The following is a 19,624-nucleotide window of genomic DNA, read 5'->3' on the forward strand; positions in this document are numbered from 1 at the left end:
GTCATCGAGCCAGGCTCTCGAGCAGCGCACGCGGTCAGCAGCGATCGCTCGCCGGCACACACACGGTCACGACGCTGCGGCCAGATCACGGCGCGGAGGCCCGTCGGGTCAGCGTCACGCTCGGGTCTCGGGTCACTGACGCGCAGCTCAGCCCTGCGCGGGCGACGGCGCCGAGGACACCTTCCCCAGCTCGACGGACCGCGCGGCCAGCACGCGCAGCATGTCCCTCAGGTCCTCCTGCGGCGGTCGCGGTTCCACCCAGCCGCTCGCGAGGCGCAGGGCGAGTCCGTCGATGAAGGCGTGGAGGTGTCCTGCCAGTCGTTCCTGCTCCCGAGGAAGTTCCTCCGGGTAGTCGGGGACGGTCTCGGCACCCGCGAGCAGGAGGACTAGCTGACGGTGGAACATCCGCTTGCCCGTCCAGGCCCAGCTCAGTTCCTCGGCCGCGATGCCGGGATCCACGTAGAGCGCGAGCCAGATGCGGTGCTCCGCGTCCCGCTCGGCGTCCAGCGGCAGGATCTGCTCGACCATGTGGGCCACCAGCTCGACAGGGTCGAGACCGTCGTTGCGACCGTTTCGCACGACGTCCCCGACGCGGCGCTGCACCTGTCCTGCGACGTGCTCGAGCATGAGCGACTCGAGGGCTGCCGTGGACGGGACGTAGTGCCGCACCGCCCCCGCGGACCAGCCGGTGGCGTCCGCCAGCGCGCGCACCGTCGCCGCACGCCGCCCACCGCGGGCCACGAGCTCGAGCGCCGCACGGGTGACTTCCTCGCGACGCGCGCCGTGGTCGACGATCTTCGGCACGGCGCTACCGTCCCGCCGCGCGGGGAGCCGGACTGCCGCCGCGCGCACCACGGGCGTCGGGCGCCCGAGAGGCCCGCATCGCCGCGGCACCGGCCAGGACCAGCCACAGGAGGAACGGCCACGCGGCGGCCCGCTCGAGGATGCCGAACGGTAGCGACCATGCCGTCGGCGCCATGAGCAGGAGGAGCCCGAAGATCGTCACGATGCCCGCGATCAGGGTGGTCCGGCCGAGCGCGGCGCGCGACCGGAGCCAGCCCGAGCCGATGAGGATCAGGGCCACGCTCTGGGCGAGGAAACCGATCATCGCGATGATCGTGTGGAGCGTGAGGTCCACGTCCGAGGGCCACAGCCCGGCGCCCGCCTGCCCCAGCCCGCCGGCGACGAGGAGCCACGCCCCGATCCCGCCGCGCTTGCCAACCGGCAGGACCCGACGCAGCGCGAGGGCAGCCGCGGCGAACGCCAACCCGGTGACGATCCACGCGACGTTGAGGACCGTGTGCTCAGGTGAACAGATCTCCACGGGCCCGTCCGGGTAGGCGTCGGACGCGCCGCAGCCGACCCACCCGAGGTCACTGATCGCCTGCTCCGCGAAGGAGTACGGGGCGGACGAGCGGACGCCCGACCAGAGCTCCGCCCCGACGGCGGCCAGGCCGGAGACGATCCACACGATGCCTGCGATCGGCCACCAGTGTTTTCGCATGCTGTATGCAAACAGATCGGGCAGGTGCGCGCCAGCCGGATGACCAGGCTGCCGTCCTCGTCGAGCTCGGAGCATGACTCGCCCGCGACAACTCGTGCGACCTGCCGACCCGTGTCCCCGGCCGGCTGGTCCATTCGCCCTGCGCAGGACCGGCCCGGCCCCGCACCCTCACACCGTCGGCGTGCCACCCGCCCGCCGGTCGCGCTGGTCCTTGATCGCCACGACGAGCGTCGCCACGACCACCAGCGTCACGAGGCCGAAGCCGACCGACGCCGCCGTCGGCCAGTCGGTGACCTCGAGCGTGCTGAACACCGCCGCCGTGATCACCGCGATCCCGATCGACGTCCCGATCCGCTGACCGGTCTGCATGATCGCGCCCGAGCTGCCCGCATACCGCAGCGGCACCTCCGCGAGCGTGAGCGTCTGGTTCGGGCTGACCACGCAGCCCTGCGCGGCCCCGATGAAGGACAGGGACAGCATGAGCCACCAGACGCTCAGGCCCGCGACGTCATGCAGGACCACCACCACGATGCTCAGCAGCAGGCCGACCAGGGCCACGAGCAGGCCACCGATCACCAGCTTGCGCCCATACGTCAGCACGCGCTTGCCCGCCCAGTTCGCACCGATCGCCGACAGCACCGCCGACGGCAACCCGATAGTCCCGGCCTCGAGCGCGGACCGCCCGTCGCCCTGCTGCATGTACAGCGCGACGAGCACCCACACGCTCGTCATCCCCAGGAAGTACAGGGTGATCATCAGCGCCCCGTTGCTGAAGCTGCGGGTGCGGAAGATGCTGAGATCCACCATCGGACTGCGCCCGGTGCGCGCGTACCGCCGCTCCCACCACACCCAGACACGCACGAGCAGCAGCCCGACCGGCACGAGCAGCCAGAGGATCGCCGACCCGCGCCCCTCCATGAACGGCAGCAGGATCGCGAGGACCGCGGCGCCGAGGAGCAGCGCACCGACGGGGTCCAGCGAGCGCTCGGCCCGGGTGGCGGGGTCGGCGTGCCGACGGGAGCGGATGAGAGGCCTGGGGAACCACAGCAGCCCCAGGACGATCGTGGCGATCCCGACGGGCACGTTGACGAGGAACGTCAGCCGCCAGCCGAGCTCGGGGCCGCCGGCGTTGATGAGCACGCCGCCGAGCACCGGGCCGATGCCCACCGAGACCCCGACCGCCGCGCCGAAGTAGCCGAACGCGCGGGCGCGCTCGGCGCCGCGGAAGTACTGCTGGATCATCCCGACGCCCTGCGGGTTGATGAGGCCCGAGCCCACGCCCTGGACGAACCGGGTGATGTTGAGCCACTCCGAGCTGGGCGCCGCGCTGGCGGCGATCGAGGAGGCGGTGAAGATGGCCAGCCCGATGAGGAAGATGCCGCCGCGGCCCATGACGTCGCCCGCGCGGCCGGCGGCCACGAGCACGACGCCGAACGTCAGCGCATACCCGGACAGCACCCACTGCAGGTCCGACGCCGAGGCGCCGAGCCCCTCCTGCATCGACGGCAGCGCGACGTTGACGATGCTCACCGCGATCAGCGACATGAAGATGGCGCCGAGCACCACCATGAGGATCCGCCAGCGCGCGGGGTCCGGGGCGTCGACCGACCGGTCCGGCTCAGTCTCGGCCCGCACCGATCAGCTCCCTCCTCCTGGCCGTGGGCGCGCGCCGCACGGACATGCCCGACGACGAAGGGCGCTCCCGCCCCGCGCTCGTCGTCCCGGCCAGCCTACGTCGCACGCCGAGCATGGCGCCGGGGTGATCAGGTCCCGCCGTCGCGTCGCTCCACCGAGGTCATGCCGTGGCGTCACCACCGCCCGTACCGGTCGTCCCCCACTGCCGCATGGCCTCGCGGATGTGCGGCGGGGCGAGAAGGAACGTGGGGGCGAGCTCCTCCCAGCCGCGTTCCTTCGTGCGCCGGGCGTAGGCCTCGTGGTCGGCGTCGATGCTGCTCGCCGTCGGGTCGAGCCCGCGGGAGTCCTCGCCGAGCAGTGTGAGGTGGTACATCCACATCGAGCCGTCGGCCTCGCGGTTGAGGAACGTCGCCTCGAACGCGACACGTTCGTCGGCCAGCGTCGCCTCGCACTCGTCGTAGCGGTCGTGCAGCGTGGACATCCACTCGTCGAACGTGGCTTCCGCGCCGTCGAGCAGCCTGGCACGGCTCAGCTCGAGGCGCAGCCCGGGCGGCACCGACGCGGGCATCGGGTGGCGGCCCCGGTCGTCGTCGGTCGGTCGGAACGGGATGGGCTCCATCCGCCGACCCTACGAGCCGTCGTTCGCTCGGCCCCACTGCGGCCGGTCTCCGATGAGGTCGAGCACCGGGCCTGCGGTGACCCGCGCACGGACGTCCGGCGCCGCCACCCACTCCGAGTTGGTCATGACGGTGGGGCGGACAGCGCGCCTGACGACCGGCTCGACGATCTCGCACACCTCGAAGACCTCCTCCGCATCGGCGGGGCCGATCACCATGACGTCGATGTCCCTGGGCGCCGGTCCCTCGATGCCACGGGCCCGGGCCGCGAAGGGGCCGTGGATGAACGCCTGGTCGATCCCGTCGACCGCCGACAGCGCATGCCCGAGCGCCGCGACGACGCCGGTGGACACGAGCAGGATCTCCCGCAGCGGGGGCACGAGCGGGCTGTCCTCGTCGGCGCGCAGGAGCCTGGTGCGGCCGACGCGGCGCTCCGCCAGGATGCCGGCGTCCACCAGCCGCTCGACCTCGCGGTGCACCGTGGGATAGGCGAGCTCGGTAGCCGCCGCCAGATCGGTGACACCCAGCTCCCTGTCGCCGAGCAGGATCTCGGACAGGATCCGCGCCTGGCCCTCCGACCGGAAGATGGGCGCAGTCAACGGGGGCTGAGTTCTCATGAAACGGACAATATTGTCCGTCTTACCGAGAGGTCGTCCGTACACACATCCGGGCCCGTCGCCGGTACATGCATCCGGATCCGACGACGACGAGTGTTCCGGTCCGGGCCCGTCGGCGCTGCCCTGAGGGCCGACCTACGCGCTCGGACGGCACCGAGCGCCCGCGCCGGTTCACACCGGACTCAGCGCGGCGCGACCTCGGCGTGCACGAGTCCCCAGACGAACGACTCCACGAGCGCCTCCCAGGACGCCTCGACCACGTCAGTCCCGACCCCGACCGTCGACCAGGACCGCACCCCGTCGGACGACCGCACGAGCACGCGCACCGACGCGTCGGTGCCCTGCTGGGAGTCGAGGATGCGCACCATGTAATCGACGAGCGCGAACGCCTCGATCTCGGGGTAGGTGTCCACCAGCGCCTCGCGCAGGGCGTGGTCGAGCGCGTTGACCGGCCCGTTGCCCTCCCCCGTGCGCACGATCCGGCCCCGGCCGGTGCGCAGCTTGACCGTCGCTTCGGCCTCGGTCCGTCCCCGACCGTCGAGCGAGGTGACCTGTGCACGCCAGGACTCGACGTCGAAGTACGCCTCCGCGCCGCCCTCCCCCAGCTCCTCACGCAGGAGCAGCTCGAACGAGGCGTCCGCAGCGTCGTACGTGTACCCGCGCGCCTCCGCCGCCTTCACGCGCTCGGTCACGCGGGTGAGCAGCTCGGAGCGGCCGGCGAGGTCGAACCCGAGCTCGCGGCCCTTGAGCTCGATCGAGGCCCGCCCCGCCATGTCGGACACGATCATCCGCATGTCGTTGCCGACGGCCGCCGGGTCGGCGTGCTGGTAGAGGTCCGGGTCCACCCGGATCGCCGACGCGTGCAGGCCCGCCTTGTGCGCGAACGAGGAGAACCCCACGTAGGGCTGCCGGGAGAACGCGGGGATGTTGGTCAGCTCGGCGATCTGGTGGCTGATCCGCGTCGCCTCGCGCAGCCGGTCCGGTCCGATGCCGACGATTCCCCGCTTGAGCTCGAGGTTTGCGATCACCGCCACCAGGTCGGCGTTGCCGGTGCGCTCGCCGTACCCATTGACGCAGCCCTGGACGTGGCTCGCCCCGGCGTCGACCGCTGCGATCGACGAGGCCACGGCGGTGCCGGCGTCGTTGTGGGTGTGGATCCCGATCCGCCCCTCGACCGCACCGTGCACCTCGGCGACGATCCGGCCGACCTCGTCGGGCAGCGTCCCGCCGTTGGTGTCGCACAGGACCGCGGTCGTGGCACCGGCCTCGAGCGCGGTCCGCACGACGTCGCGCGCGTGCCCGGGGTCGTGCAGGTAACCGTCGAAGAAGTGCTCGCAGTCGACGTGCACCTCCCGGCCCAGACCCACGAGGTGGGAGACGGTGTCCCGCACCATCCGCAGGTTCTCCTCGAGGGACGTGCGCAGCGCGCGCTCGACGTGCCGGGAGTCCGACTTCGCCACCAGCGTGAGCACGCCGGCGCCGGACTCCACCAGCGCCTGGACCTGGGCGTCCTCGGCCGCGGGCACGCCGGGCTTCGTCGTCGAGCCGAAGGCCGCGAGCCGCGCGTGGGTCAGCTCGAGCTCCTTCTCGGCAAGCTGGAAGAACTCCGTGTCCCGCGGGATGGCGCCCGGCCAGCCGCCCTCGATGTAGTCCACGCCCAGCTCGTCCAGGAGCGCGGCGATCGCCAGCTTGTCCGTGACGGTGAGGTTGATGCCCTCCTGCTGGGCGCCGTCCCGGAGGGTCGTGTCGTAGACGTGCAGCTCGTGCGTCATTCGGGTCCGCTCCTGCTCAGACGAGCCGATACATCCACTGGTGGGTGTCCGCCGCGCGGCCGTACTGGATGTCGGTCAGCTCGGCGTGCAGCGACCGCGTGACCTGGCCGGGCTGACCGTCGGCGACGGTGACGTCGAAGTCCTCCCCCGCCAGGCGCCCGATCGGCGTGACGACCGCGGCGGTGCCGCAGGCGAACACCTCGGCGACGGCGCCCGAGCGGATGTCGGCGAGCAGGTCGGCCAGGGCGATCGGCTCCTCGCGGACCTCGCGGCCGGACTCGGCCAGCAGCGTGAGCAGCGCGTCCCGGGTGCCGCCGCGGAGGATCGTGCCGGTGAGGTCAGGCGTGCGGACGGTGCCGTCGGAGCCGACGACGACGAGGTTCATCCCGCCCAGCTCGTCGACGTACGTGTTGGTCGAGGCATCGAGGAAGAGGACCTGCTCGAAGCCCTTCTCGTAGGCCTCGGCCTGCGGCAGCAGGGAGGCGGCGTAGTTGCCACCGGTCTTGGTGTCGCCCATGCCGCCGACGCCGGCCCGGTGGTAGGTCGAGGAGACCCAGATGCCGACGGGCTCGAACCCGTGGACGAAGTAGGGGCCCACCGGCGAGGCGATGAGCAGGTACTCGACCTGGCGCCCGGCGCGCACGCCGAGGAAGGGCTCGGAGGAGAACATGAACGGCCGCAGGTACATCGACGCCCCCTCGTCCGAGGGGACCCACCGCTCGTCGACGCTCATGAGCGCGGCGATCGACGCGACGACGTCCTCGGCCGGCATCTCGGGCAGCGCGAGCCGCCGCGCGGAGTGCGCGAGCCGGGCGGCGTTGAAGCCGGGCCGGAAGGTGCGCACCGAGCCGTCCTCCCAGCGGTAGGCCTTGAGGCCCTCGAAGACCTCCTGCCCGTAGTGCAGGACGGAGGCGGCGGGCGAGAGCTGCAGCGGCCCGTACGGCTCGAGGCGCAGGGGCCCCCATCCGTCGTCGTGGGTCCAGGTGGCCCGGACCATGTGGTCCGTGAACGCCGTGCCGAATGACAGGTCGCCCATGATCTCGGCGTACCGCGCGTCGTCGGCGGGGTTCGGGTTGCGGCCGCCGGCCACGCGCGCGGCCAGCTCGCCGGCCGGCGGCAGGTCGGCGGACGGCGTCCCGGGCATGTCCAGGCCGGTGCCGCGCGCGGGCAGCGGAAGACCGCCGGGCGTGGTCGCGTCGCCGGGCTCGCCCTGGCTGACCTGGGCGTCGCCGACCTCCTGGCCGACGGCGGTGGGCTCCTCGGCGTTCATCGCTCGCCCCCGGTGGTGGCCAGCGCGTCGGAGGTGACGGCGGCGGCGACGGCGTCGCCGATCTCGCTCGTGGTGCGCGTGGCGCCGGCGCGGGCGGCGACGTCGGCCTCGACGGCCGCCTCGATGCGCGCGGCGGCCGCGCCCTGGCCGACGTGCTCGAGCATGAGAGCGGCCGACAGGATCGCGGCGGTCGGGTCGGCCTTCCCGGTGCCCGCGATGTCCGGGGCGGAGCCGTGGACGGGCTCGAACATCGACGCCGAGGTGCGGTCGGGGTTGACGTTGCCCGACGCGGCCAGGCCGATGCCGCCGGTGACGGCGGCGACCAGGTCCGTGACGATGTCGCCGAACAGGTTGTCGGTGACGATGACGTCGAACCGCGACGGGTCCGTGACGAGGTAGATCATCGTCGCGTCGACGTGGGCGTAGTCGACCGCGACCTCGGGGTACTCGGCGGCGACGGCGTCGACCGTGCGCCGCCACAGGTGGCCGGCGTGCACGAGGACGTTGTGCTTGTGGACCAGGGTGAGCTTCTTGCGGGGCCGGGCCTGCGCGCGGGCGAACGCGTCGCGGACCACGCGCTCGACCCCGAACGCGGTGTTGACCGAGACCTCGGTGGCCAGCTCGTTGGGCGTGCCCACGCGCAACGCGCCGCCGTTGCCCACGTACGGGCCCTCGGTGCCCTCCCGCACGACGACGAGGTCGATGGCACCGGGGTCGGCCAGCGGGGTGGCGACCCCGGGCAGCAGCTTCGCGGGCCGCAGGTTGACGTAGTGGTCGAGCTCGAAGCGCAAGCGCAGCAGCAGGCCGCGCTCGAGGACGCCGGAGGGGACACCGGGGTCGCCGACGGCCCCGAGCAGGATCGCGTCGTGCTCACGCAGGGAGGCCACCTCGGCGTCGGTGATCGTCTCCCCGGTGCGGTGCCAGCGGGCGGCGCCGAGGTCGTACGGGGTCTCCCGCAGGGTGACGCCGGACCCGTCCAGCGCGGCGCGCGCGACCTTGAGGGCCTCGGCCACCACCTCCGGGCCGATCCCGTCGCCACCGACGACACCCAGGTCGATCTCGCGCTGCTCGCTCACAGTTGTCCTCTCCACGTCCGTGCGGGCCTGGCGGCCCCGTTCATCATGCCGGGCCGACCCGGCCCGGCCCGCCGCGCGGGGCGACGGGCCGGGCCGGGTCGAGCTCCTCGTGCGGGCAGCCGGTCAGCGACCGACCTGGCCCTGGGTGTAGTCCGCGTCCCGGGTCTCGACCCAGGAGAACAGGTTGCGCAGCTCGAGGCCGGTCGCCTCGATCGGGTGCTGCTCGCCCTTCTTGCGCAGCGCGGCGAACTCGGGGCCGCCCGCGTCCTGGTCCGCGATGAAGCGCTCGGCGAAGGCGCCGGACTGGATGTCCGCGAGCACCGCGACCATGTTGTCCTTGACCTCGGGGGTGATGACCCGCGGGCCCGAGACGTAGTCGCCGTACTCGGCGGTGTCCGAGACCGACCAGCGCTGCTTGGCGATGCCGCCCTCGTACATGAGGTCGACGATGAGCTTGAGCTCGTGCAGGACCTCGAAGTAGGCGATCTCCGGCTGGTAGCCGGCCTCGGTGAGGACCTCGAAGCCGTACTGCGCGAGCTGGCTGACGCCGCCGCAGAGCACGGTCTGCTCGCCGAACAGGTCGGACTCGGTCTCCTCGGTGAAGGTGGTCTTGATGCCGCCGGCGCGCAGGCCGCCGATCGCCTTCGCGTAGGAGGCCGCGAGGTCCCAGGCCGTGCCCGAGGCGTCCTGCTCGACCGCGAGGAGGACCGGCACGCCGCGGCCGTCCTCGTACTGGCGACGCACCGTGTGGCCCGGGCCCTTCGGGGCGACCATGGCGATGTCGTGGCCGGCGGACGGCGTGACGAGGTCGAACCGGATGTTGAAGCCGTGGGCGAAGAAGATCGCCGCGTCGTCCTTGAGGTTCGGCTCGATGTCCTCGGAGTAGATCGTGCGCTGGTGCTGGTCCGGGGCGAGGACCATGATGACGTCGGCGCCGGAGACGGCGTCCGCCACGGTGGCGACCGCGAGGCCCTGCTCCTCCGCCTTCGCGCGGGAGGAGGACCCCTCGCGCAGGCCGACGACGACCTCGACGCCCGAGTCCCGCAGGTTCAGCGCGTGCGCGTGCCCCTGGCTGCCGTAGCCGATGACGGCCACCTTCTTGGACTGGATGATCGACAGATCGGCGTCGTCGTCGTAGTACAGCTCGGCCACGAGGGCCCTCCTTCGTTCGTTGGTGCTCGGTCGTGTTCGTGCAGGTCGTCGGTCGTGCGGGCGCCGGTGCGGGAGCGCCGGCATCACGCGCGGGTGGTGCGTGCGCGCGTGTGCGTGCGGTGCGCCGGGCGCCCGGTCAGGCGCTGCGCACGCGGTCCAGCGTGCGGTCCGTGAGCGAGCGCGAGCCGCGCGCCAGCGCCACGGAGCCCGACTGCACGATCTCACGGATGCCGTACGGCGCGAGGGCCGTGAGCAGGGCGTCGAGCTTGGCGTCGCCGCCCGTGGCCTCGATCGTCACGGCCTCCGGCGCGACGTCGACGACGTGCGCGCGGAACAGCTCGACGACCTGGAGGACGGCGGTGCGGGAGGCGTCGTCGGCGCGGACCTTGACGAGCAGGAGCTCGCGCTCGACGGTGTTCCCCGGCTCGAGCTCGACGATCTTCAGCACGTTGATCAGCTTGTTCAGCTGCTTGGTGACCTGCTCGAGCGGGAGCTCGGCGGCGTCGACGACCACCGTGATGCGCGAGACGTCCTCCCGCTCGGTGGGACCCACCGCGAGCGAGTGGATGTTGAACGCGCGACGGGCGAACAGCGCGGTGACGCGCGTGAGGACGCCGGGCTTGTTCTCGACCAGAACGGACAGCGTGTGCCTGGTGCTCATGTCCTTCCCCTCAGTCCTCGTGCTCGAAGTCGGGCGTGAGCCCACGGGCGTACTGGATCTCGTCGTTGGAGACGCCGGAGGCGACCATCGGCCACACCATCGCGTCGCGGCTGACGACGAAGTCGATGACCACCGGGCGGTCGTTGATCTCCATCGCGCGCTCGATCGCGGCGTCGATCTCATCGACCTTGGTCACCCGGATCGCCACGCATCCGTAGGCCTCCGCGAGCTTGACGAAGTCCGGGATGTGCACCGTGTCGTGCCCGGTGTGCAGGTCGGTCGACGAGTAGCGGCTCTCGTAGAACAGGGTCTGCCACTGGCGGACCATGCCGAGCGAGGAGTTGTTGATGATCGCGACCTTGATGGGGATCTGGTCCAGCACGCAGGTGGCCAGCTCCTGGTTGGTCATCTGGAAGCAGCCGTCGCCGTCGATCGCCCAGACCGGCGTGTCCGGCAGGGCGGCCTTGGCTCCCATGGCGGCCGGGACCGCGTAGCCCATCGTGCCCAGGCCGCCGGAGTTGAGGAACGTGCGCGGCTTCTCGTAGCTGATGAACTGGGCGGCCCACATCTGGTGCTGCCCCACGCCCGCGGCGTAGACGGCGTCCGGTCCGGCGAGCTCGCCGAGGCGCGAGATGACGTGCTGGGGCGCGAGCTGGCCGTCGGCCGTGGGCGCCCAGCCCAGCGGGTAGCGGGTGCGCAGGTCGGTGAGCTGGTCCCACCAGGCCGCGACCTCGGGCTCGCCGTGCTGGACCTGGGCGTCGCGCAGCGCCGCCGTGAGGGCAGGGATCGTCTCGGACAGGTCCCCGACGATCGGGACGTCGGCGCGACGGTTCTTCGAGATCTCCGCCGGGTCGACGTCCGCGTGCACGATCTTCGCGAGCGGGGCGAAGCTGTCGAGGCGGCCGGTCACGCGGTCGTCGAACCGGGCCCCGAGCGCGACGACGAGGTCGGCCTTCTGCAGCGCCGCCACCGCAGCGACGGTGCCGTGCATGCCGGGCATGCCGACGTTGTTCGGGTGCGAGTCCGGGAACGCGCCGCGGGCCATGAGCGTCGTGACGACCGCGGCGTTCGAGACCTCGACGAGCTCGGCGAGCGCGTCGGTGGACTGCGCACGGATGACGCCGCCACCCACGTAGAGGACGGGGCGCGAGGCGGAGGCGATGAGCCGGGCCGCCTCCTTGACCTGACGACCGTGCGGCTTGACCGTCGGCTTGTAGCCGGGCAGGTCCATCACCGGCGGCCACACGAAGTCCGCCTCGGCCTGCTGGGCGGACTTGGCGACGTCGACCAGCACCGGGCCCGGTCGGCCCGTGGCGGCGAGGTGGAACGCCTCGGCGATGCGGGCCGGGATCTCGTCCGGGTCCGTGACGAGGAAGGAGTGCTTGGTCAGCGGCATCGTGGCGCCGACGATGTCCGCCTCCTGGAAGGCGTCCGTCCCGATCGCCGCCGCGCCGACCTGGCCGGTGATGGCCACGAGCGGGACGGAGTCCATGTTGGCGTCCGCGATGGCCGTGATGAGGTTGGTCGCCCCCGGCCCCGAGGTGGCGATGCAGACGCCCGTCCGGCCGGTCGCCGCCGCGTAGCCCACGGCCGCGTGGCCGGCGCCCTGCTCGTGGCGGACGAGGATGTGCCGCACCTTGTCCGACTGGAACAGCGGGTCGTACGTCGGCAGGATCGCGCCGCCAGGGATCCCGAAGATCGTGTCGACGCCCAGCTCCTCGAGGGCGCGGACGATGTTGCGGGCGCCCGTCGAGGGCTCGGTGATCTCCGCGTCCTGGGCGACTGTCTCGATGCGGCCGCCCCGCAGGACGACGCCGGTCCCGCCCGTGCCACCGTGGGCGAGCGTGCGCTCGGCGACGGCCGCCGTCGCGAGGATGTCGGCCTCGACCGGGTCGATGCCGGGCGTGGCTCCCCTGGCGGGCACGGCCCTGCGCCGCGCGCCGACCTCGTCCCCGAGTACGGCGTCGTCGGTCCCGGTCCCGGCCGCGCCGACGTCGTGGCGCGCGGCCTCGTCGTCGGGCGCGGAATGGCTCGGCGCGCTGTGCGACGTGCTCGTCATGGTCCCTCCTTCGCCTCTCCGGCCCGCGGGGCCGGTTCGTGGACGACCCTGGTCCGGGTCAGCCGTGTCGCCGGGCATGCAAAAACCCCTCGACCCGGCGGGTGTCGAGGGGCGCGGCCGGACCAGCTCTCAACGAGCGTCGGCCGCGCGGCCGACTACGAGAATGCTGATCCTGGGCACACGTGCACTGTACGCCCGCCGCCCGCGCGGACGCCAGTCGTCTTGCATCGTGGTTCACGTTCCCGATCAGTGAGACGAATTGGGGAACGGGGGCCTGCGGGCCGTCCACCCGGCCGGCAGCGCGCTCCGTCGTCGTGAGCGAGGCGCCCTCACTCGTCGTGAGCGAGGCGCCCTCACTCGTCGTGGGCGAGGCGCCCTCACTCGTCGTGGGCGAGGGCGCGCCCGAGGGCTCGGCGCGCGTCGACGGTCGCCGGGACGAACCGGGCTCCCTCGGCGACGTCGAGGGCCGACGTCGCCGCGATAGCGGTGACCACGAGCGCCCCGGCGAGCTCGCCGACCGGCACACCCGCGGCGTGGCCGGCGACGGCGACCGCGGCGAGCGCGAAACCGACGACGACGAGCCCGACCGCGCGCAGCGTGCCCAGCGCCTCGGCCGACCCGGCCTGGGCCTCGGCGAGCCGCCCGAGCGCGGTCCGGACGTCGGCCGGAAGGTCGCCGGGACGGTCCGCCTCGGCACCAGCTGAGTCACCAGCGCCAGCGGCACCACCGCGGGCGGCCGGGTCGCGCGTCCGGGCGCCGGCCAGCTCGTCGTCGTCGGGGTCCAGGGTGTCGGCCACGGCGTCCTCCCCCGCGTCCGGCTCGTGCTCGGCACCCGCGACGACCACGTGGGACGCGACCGGCTCGACCTCGTAGGTGTCCGGGGGCGAGAGGGCGGAGCCGAGCGCCGTGGTGAGCTCGTGCCTGGCGCGACGCTCGGCGCGCGTGGCGCGGGATGCCGACGCGGCCGTCGCGGCCGCCACGGCGCCCAGCATGATGAGCGGCGCGGCGGCGACGAGCGCGAGGCTGCGGTGAACGATCGTGAGCGCGACGGCGGCGCCGACGAGCACGACGGCGAGCGGGACGAGCCGGGCGTGGAGATGGGCGGTCGCGTCCCGAATCGCACGGACCGAGTGGGCACCGAGCCGCGACACGGCGGCCGGGTGGTCGACGCTCCGCTCGACCACCCGGTGCAGGAGCGACTCCGCGTAGTGGCGGGCGATGCGGTCGGACAGGAGGTGGTCCAGCCAGCGGGCGACACCCAGGAGGGCGATCGCGCCTGCGCCCATGAGGGCGCTGCCGGCGAACGCACGCGACGTCGAGGCCGAGGTCAGGTCAGCGACGACGGGGGCGACGAGCACGAGGGCCGCGACGGCGAGGAGCCCGACCCCGAGGAGACCGAGCACGTGCAGGAGCCGTGCGCCGGCGACGAGGCGGGGCAGCGCGACCGACGGGCCGAGGTCTTGCCGGTCGGCGGCGGTCGGACCGGCGGTAGGTCCCTCGGCGGCCGTGGCATGGTCCCCGCGCACAGGCACATCGACCGCGCGGGGCGACAGCTCGACGAGCTCCGCGCCGCGGCCGTCGTCCGGCTCGGCGGGCGTCGCTGCCCTCGGGTCGCTGACCGGCAGCGAGCTGGTGGGCGCCTGGGCGTCGGTAACCGGGAGCGAGGTGGTGGCGACCTGGGCGTCGGTAACCGGGCGGAGGGGCCGGGTGGGGCGTTCGACCGGCGGCGAGTACCGCGCGGCGATGCGGGCGGCGGCGGAACGCACGGGGCGAGCGGGGGTGTCGGTCATGGCTACGCGTCCTCACGTCGGCCGGGAACCTCCCGGCGCTGCCTCCACGCTAGGGAACAGATGAGTCCGCGCGAGTGAGTCCGCAGTGACAGCGTTCTCACCTGCCGTCGGTGCCGGCGCACCACGGCGTCGTCTACTCGAGGATCGCGCCGCGGGAGGCCGACTGGACGAGCTTCTGGTACTTGCCGAGCACGCCGGTGGTGAACCGCGGGGCAGCTGGTTCCCAGGTTCCGCGGCGGCGGTCGAGCTCGTCGTCGTCCACGAGCAGGTCGAGGGTGCCGGTGCCGACGTCGAGACGGATGCGGTCGCCGTCGTGGACGAGGGCGATCGGCCCCCCGTCGGAGGCCTCGGGGGCGACGTGCCCGACGCACAGGCCGGTGGTGCCGCCGGAGAATCGGCCGTCCGTCATGAGCAGCACGCTCTTGCCGAGGCCCGCCCCCTTGATCGCGCCGGTGATGGCCAGCATCTCGCGCATACCGGGTCCGCCCTTGGGGCCCTCGTACCGGATGACGACGACGTCGCCGTCGGTGATGGTGCCGTCCGAGAGCGCGTCCATGGCGGCCCGCTCCCGCTCGAACACGCGCGCGGTGCCCTCGAAGACGTCGGACTCGAACCCGGCGGACTTCACCACGGCGCCCTCGGGGGCGAGGGAGCCCTTGAGGATGGTGATGCCACCGCGCTTGGCGATCGGCTCGGACATGTGGTGGATGATCTTGCCGTCGGGGTCCGGCGGAGAGACGGCCTCGAGGTTCTCGGCCATCGTCCTGCCGGTGACCGTCATGCAGTCGCGGTTGAGCAGCCCGGCCTCGTCAAGCGCCTTGAGGACCACGGGGACGCCCCCGACCTTGTCGATGTCGTTCATGACGTACCGGCCGAACGGCTTGACGTCGCCGAGGTGCGGGACCTTCTCGCTCATGCGCTGGAAGTCCGCGAGCTCGAGGTCCACGTCGGCCTCGTGCGCGATGGCCAGCAGGTGGAGGACCGCGTTGGTCGAGCCGCCGAACGCCATGACGACCGCGATGGCGTTCTCGAACGCCTCACGGGTCATGATGTCCCGGGCCGTGATCCCCTGGCGGAGCAGCTCGACGACCGCCTCGCCCGCCTCGAAGGCGGCGGTGTCCCGGCGCCGGTCGATCGCGGGCGGGGCCGCCGAACCGGGCAGCGACATGCCCATGGCCTCGGCGACGGAGGCCATGGTGTTCGCCGTGTAGAAGCCGCCGCAAGCGCCCTCGCCCGGGCAGATGGCCTTCTCGATCGCCGTCACGTCCTCGCGGGACATCAGGCCGCGGGCGCAGGCGCCGACCGCCTCGTAGGCGTCGATGATGGTGACTTCCCGCTCCTCCCCGGTCGAGAGGCGGGCGTAGCCGGGCATGATCGAGCCCGCGTAGACGTAGACGCTGGCCAGGTCGAGGCGTGCGGCCGCCATGAGCATGCCGGGCTCGGACTTGTCGCAGCCGGCGAGCAGCACGGAACCGTCGAGGCGCTCCGCCATCATCACTGTCTCGACGCTGTCCGCGATGATGTCGCGCGACACGAGCGAGTAGTGCATGCCCTCGTGGCCCATAGAGATGCCGTCCGAGACGGAGATCGTGCCGAACTCGAGCGGGTAACCACCGGCGGCGTGCACGCCCTCCTTCGACTTCTTGGCGAGCCGGTCGAGGGAGAGGTTGCAGGGGGTGATCTCGTTCCACGAACTGGCCACACCGATCTGGGGCTTGGCGAAGTCGTCGTCGCCCAGCCCGACGGCACGCAGCATGCCGCGCGCAGCGGTGGCCTCGATGCCGTCCGTGACCTGCCTGGAGCGAGGCTTGATGTCGGGTGCGCCGTCGGAGCTCATGCCAGCGAGTCTAGGTCCAGGATCGAGACAGGTCGTCATCACGAGTGCCGCGATGTTCAACCCTTGAGGTGGCCCGCCGGCACGACTGGTGGCCGTACAGGGGCCCGGCACAGCGGCGTGCCGAGGTCTCGGCGGGTGCGAGAACGGACGAAGAAATGGCTGAAGGCCCCCACCGGTGTGGTGGGGGCCTTCAGAATGGTGTGTACGGCGGTGTCCTACTCTCCCGCACGGTCGCCCGTGAAGTACCATCGGCGCTGAGGGGCTTAGCTTCCGGGTTCGGAATGGGACCGGGCGTTTCCCCCTCGCTATTGCCGCCGTAACCTGGCGGAACCATCATCCAGTTGTATCTACCCTCCAAACCCATGACCACCTGGTGGGGTGGCTGGTCTGGGGGTGGGTGGTTCCAGAACCGTACAGTGGACGCGCAAAGTTGTTGCGTGTTGTGCTCGTATCTTCCTCATGTCCCACCCCCGTACGCACGCGGTGCGCGTGTGGGGGTGTTGTGTGTTGGAAGTTGTCGGCCAATTAGTACCGGTCAGCTTCACGACTTTCGTCGCTTCCACATCCGGCCTATCAACCCCATGGTCTATAGGGGGCCTTCCCACCAAACGGTGGTGGAAACCTCATCTTGAAGCAGGCTTCCCGCTTAGATGCTTTCAGCGGTTATCCCTCCCGAACGTAGCCAACCAGCCGTGCTCCTGGCGGAACAACTGGCACACCAGAGGTTCGTCCGTCCCGGTCCTCTCGTACTAGGGACAGCCCTTCTCAAGTTTCCTGCGCGCGCAGCGGATAGGGACCGAACTGTCTCACGACGTTCTAAACCCAGCTCGCGTACCGCTTTAATGGGCGAACAGCCCAACCCTTGGGACCTACTCCAGCCCCAGGATGCGACGAGCCGACATCGAGGTGCCAAACCATGCCGTCGATATGGACTCTTGGGCAAGATCAGCCTGTTATCCCCGGGGTACCTTTTATCCGTTGAGCGACGGCGCTTCCACAAGCCACCGCCGGGTCACTAGTTCCGACTTTCGTCCCTGCTCGACATGTCTGTCTCGCAGTCAAGCTCCCTTGTGCACTTGCACTCAACACCTGATTGCCAACCAGGCTGAGGGAACCTTTGAGCGCCTCCGTTACTCTTTAGGAGGCAACCGCCCCAGTTAAACTACCCACCAGGCAATGTCCCTGATCCGGATCACGGACCGAGGTTAGACGTTAGTAACGACCAGAGTGGTATTTCAACGATGACTCCACACACACTGGCGTGCATGCTTCACGGTCTCCCACCTATCCTACACAAGCCGCAACCAACACCAATACCAAGCTATAGTAAAGGTCCCGGGGTCTTTCCGTCCTGCTGCGCGTAACGAGCATCTTTACTCGTAATGCAATTTCGCCGAGTTCATGGTCGAGACAGCGGAGAAGTCGTTACGCCATTCGTGCAGGTCGGAACTTACCCGACAAGGAATTTCGCTACCTTAGGATGGTTATAGTTACCACCGCCGTTTACTGGGGCTTAAATTCTGAGCTTCACCCCCACAAGGGGGTTGACCCGTCCTCTTAACCTTCCAGCACCGGGCAGGCGTCAGTCCGTATACATCGTCTTGCGACTTCGCACGGACCTGTGTTTTTAGTAAACAGTCGCTTCTCCCTGGTCTCTGCGGCCCGCCAGGCTCACACCCGCAAGTGGTGATCACCCATAGGGCCCCCCTTCTCCCGAAGTTACGGGGGCATTTTGCCGAGTTCCTTAACCATGATTATCTCGATCGCCTTAGTATTCTCTACCTGACCACCTGAGTCGGTTTAGGGTACGGGCGGCTAGTCCCTCGCGTCGAGGCTTTTCTTGGCAGCAGAGGATCACCACTTTCCACCATACGGTGTCATCATCCGGCCTGAGGCTATGTGAGACACGGATTTACCTGTGTCTCGCCCTGCACCCTTGAACGATCCAAGCCATAAGGATCGCGCGGCTACCTTCCTGCGTCACCCCTGTTAATACGCTTACCTACTACCGGTTCGGGTCCCACGCGCCCCACCCACTCGCCCCGAAGGGCGATGAGGGTGGTTTGGGTGGTTAGCATCACCGGGCTCGGTATGGGCGGTCCTTCGCCGGTCACGGGAGTATCAACCCGTTGTCCATCGACTACGCCTGTCGGCCTCGCCTTAGGTCCCGACTAACCCAGGGCGGATTAACCTGGCCCTGGAACCCTTGGTCATTCGGCGGACGGGGTTCTCACCCGTCTTTCGCTACTCATGCCTGCATTCTCACTCGCGTAGGATCCACCACTGGGTCACCCCGCAGCTTCACCTCCCACGCGACGCTCCCCTACCCACCACAACCCCTGAACCACCCCACAAGGGGGGGCTTGGGACATGCTGTGGTGCCACGGCTTCGGCGGTGTGCTTGAGCCCCGCTACATTGTCGGCGCGGAATCACTTGACCAGTGAGCTATTACGCACTCTTTCAAGGATGGCTGCTTCTAAGCCAACCTCCTGGTTGTCACTGCAACTCCACATCCTTTCCCACTTAGCACACGCTTAGGGGCCTTAGCCGATGATCTGGGCTGTTTCCCTCTCGACTACGAAGCTTATCCCCCGCAGTCTCACTGCCGCGCTCACACTTACCGGCATTCGGAGTTTGGCTGACGTCAGTAACCTTGTAGGGCCCATCGGCCATCCAGTAGCTCTACCTCCGGCAAGAAGCACGCGACGCTGCACCTAAATGCATTTCGGGGAGAACCAGCTATCACGAAGTTTGATTGGCCTTTCACCCCTACCCACAGGTCATCCCCTCAGTTTTCAACCTAAGTGGGTTCGGTCCTCCACACGCTCTTACACGTGCTTCAACCTGCCCATGGGTAGATCACTTCGCTTCGGGTCTAGAACGCGCGACTCAAACGCCCTGTTCGGACTCGCTTTCGCTACGGCTTCCCCACACGGGTTAACCTCGCCACACGCCACTAACTCGCAGGCTCATTCTTCAAAAGGCACGCCGTCACCCCAACTATGGAGGCTCCGACGGATTGTAAGCATCCGGTTTCAGGTACTATTTCACTCCCCTCCCGGGGTACTTTTCACCTTTCCCTCACGGTACTTGTCCGCTATCGGTCACCAGGTAGTATTTAGGCTTAGCAAGTGGTCTTGCCAGATTCACACCGGATTTCACGGGCCCGGTGCTACTCGGGAACACATCCACACCACACGCGTCGCGGTACGCCTACAGGGGTCTCACCCTCTACGCCAGGCCTTCCCAGACCTTTCAGCTCCCACAACGATCACTGCAGCGCCCCTTTCGGCAGAAAGGAACGGACATGCCCCACAACCCCGCACGCACAACGCCTGCCGGCTCATCACGCACGCACGGTTTAGCCTGATCCGCTTTCGCTCGCCACTACTCACGGAATATCTCTTCCTGCGGGTACTGAGATGTTTCACTTCCCCGCGTTCCCTCACACGCCCTATACATTCAGGCGCGCGTGACCACCCATGACGGTGGCCGGGTTCCCCCATTCGGACATCCACGGATCACAGCTCGTTTGCCAGCTCCCCGCGGCTTATCGCAGGCTACGACGTCCTTCATCGGCTCCTGGTGCCAAGGCATCCACCGAATGCTCTTAAAAACTTCCCTCACCACCAC

Annotated in this window: 13 protein-coding genes and 2 rRNA genes; all 15 read right to left on the bottom strand. The window is 70.1% G+C overall.

Annotation, left to right across the window (positions count from 1 at the left end; all coding sequences use genetic code 11):
* Positions 1-147: 147 nt before the first annotated feature.
* Positions 148-804 carry a TetR/AcrR family transcriptional regulator gene (locus AC24HA_RS14080; RefSeq protein WP_425709850.1) on the bottom strand — a complete coding sequence of 219 codons (657 nt, stop codon included), beginning with the start codon at positions 802-804 and terminating at the stop codon, positions 148-150.
* A gap of 4 nt (positions 805-808) precedes the next feature.
* Positions 809-1,504 carry a DUF998 domain-containing protein gene (locus AC24HA_RS14085; protein ID WP_425709851.1) on the bottom strand — a complete coding sequence of 232 codons (696 nt, stop codon included), beginning with the start codon at positions 1,502-1,504 and terminating at the stop codon, positions 809-811.
* A 168-nt stretch (positions 1,505-1,672) separates the two neighbouring features.
* Positions 1,673-3,073: an MFS transporter gene (locus tag AC24HA_RS14090; protein ID WP_487563643.1), complete on the bottom strand. Its 1,401-nt coding sequence runs from the start codon at positions 3,071-3,073 to the stop codon at positions 1,673-1,675.
* 226 nt (positions 3,074-3,299) lie between these two features.
* Positions 3,300-3,758, bottom strand: a complete 459-nt coding sequence (locus tag AC24HA_RS14095) for a DUF6176 family protein (RefSeq protein WP_425709853.1) — start codon at positions 3,756-3,758, stop codon at positions 3,300-3,302.
* Positions 3,759-3,767: 9 nt separating this feature from the next.
* Positions 3,768-4,373, bottom strand: coding sequence for a winged helix-turn-helix domain-containing protein (locus AC24HA_RS14100; RefSeq protein WP_425709854.1), 606 nt, complete (start codon positions 4,371-4,373; stop codon positions 3,768-3,770).
* Positions 4,374-4,555: 182 nt separating this feature from the next.
* Positions 4,556-6,145 (bottom strand): citramalate synthase, encoded by a 1,590-nt coding sequence (cimA, locus tag AC24HA_RS14105; protein ID WP_425709855.1) that lies wholly within the window; start codon positions 6,143-6,145, stop codon positions 4,556-4,558.
* Positions 6,146-6,161: 16 nt separating this feature from the next.
* The gene (locus AC24HA_RS14110) at positions 6,162-7,289 is read right to left on the bottom strand and encodes a branched-chain amino acid aminotransferase (protein WP_463648887.1); all 1,128 of its coding nucleotides are present in this window, start codon (positions 7,287-7,289) and stop codon (positions 6,162-6,164) included.
* A 122-nt stretch (positions 7,290-7,411) separates the two neighbouring features.
* Positions 7,412-8,491, bottom strand: a complete 1,080-nt coding sequence (locus AC24HA_RS14115; RefSeq protein WP_425709857.1) for a 3-isopropylmalate dehydrogenase — start codon at positions 8,489-8,491, stop codon at positions 7,412-7,414.
* Positions 8,492-8,614: 123 nt separating this feature from the next.
* Complete coding sequence (ilvC, locus tag AC24HA_RS14120; protein WP_425709858.1) at positions 8,615-9,643, bottom strand: ketol-acid reductoisomerase; 1,029 nt, start codon at positions 9,641-9,643, stop codon at positions 8,615-8,617.
* 136 nt (positions 9,644-9,779) lie between these two features.
* Complete coding sequence (gene ilvN / locus AC24HA_RS14125) at positions 9,780-10,304, bottom strand: acetolactate synthase small subunit (RefSeq protein ID WP_425709859.1); 525 nt, start codon at positions 10,302-10,304, stop codon at positions 9,780-9,782.
* A 10-nt stretch (positions 10,305-10,314) separates the two neighbouring features.
* A complete protein-coding gene (locus AC24HA_RS14130; protein ID WP_425709860.1) occupies positions 10,315-12,363 on the bottom strand; it encodes an acetolactate synthase large subunit in 2,049 nt (682 codons plus the stop codon).
* A gap of 377 nt (positions 12,364-12,740) precedes the next feature.
* Positions 12,741-14,153 carry a hypothetical protein gene (locus AC24HA_RS14135; RefSeq protein ID WP_425709861.1) on the bottom strand — a complete coding sequence of 471 codons (1,413 nt, stop codon included), beginning with the start codon at positions 14,151-14,153 and terminating at the stop codon, positions 12,741-12,743.
* A 133-nt stretch (positions 14,154-14,286) separates the two neighbouring features.
* A complete protein-coding gene (gene ilvD / locus AC24HA_RS14140) occupies positions 14,287-15,990 on the bottom strand; it encodes a dihydroxy-acid dehydratase (protein WP_425709862.1) in 1,704 nt (567 codons plus the stop codon).
* Positions 15,991-16,192: 202 nt separating this feature from the next.
* Positions 16,193-16,309 (bottom strand): 5S ribosomal RNA (gene rrf / locus AC24HA_RS14145).
* A 186-nt stretch (positions 16,310-16,495) separates the two neighbouring features.
* Positions 16,496-19,615: ribosomal RNA gene (locus tag AC24HA_RS14150) — 23S ribosomal RNA — on the bottom strand.
* Positions 19,616-19,624 lie beyond the last annotated feature (9 nt).

It is taken from the genome of Georgenia sp. Z1491 (genome assembly GCF_057652395.1).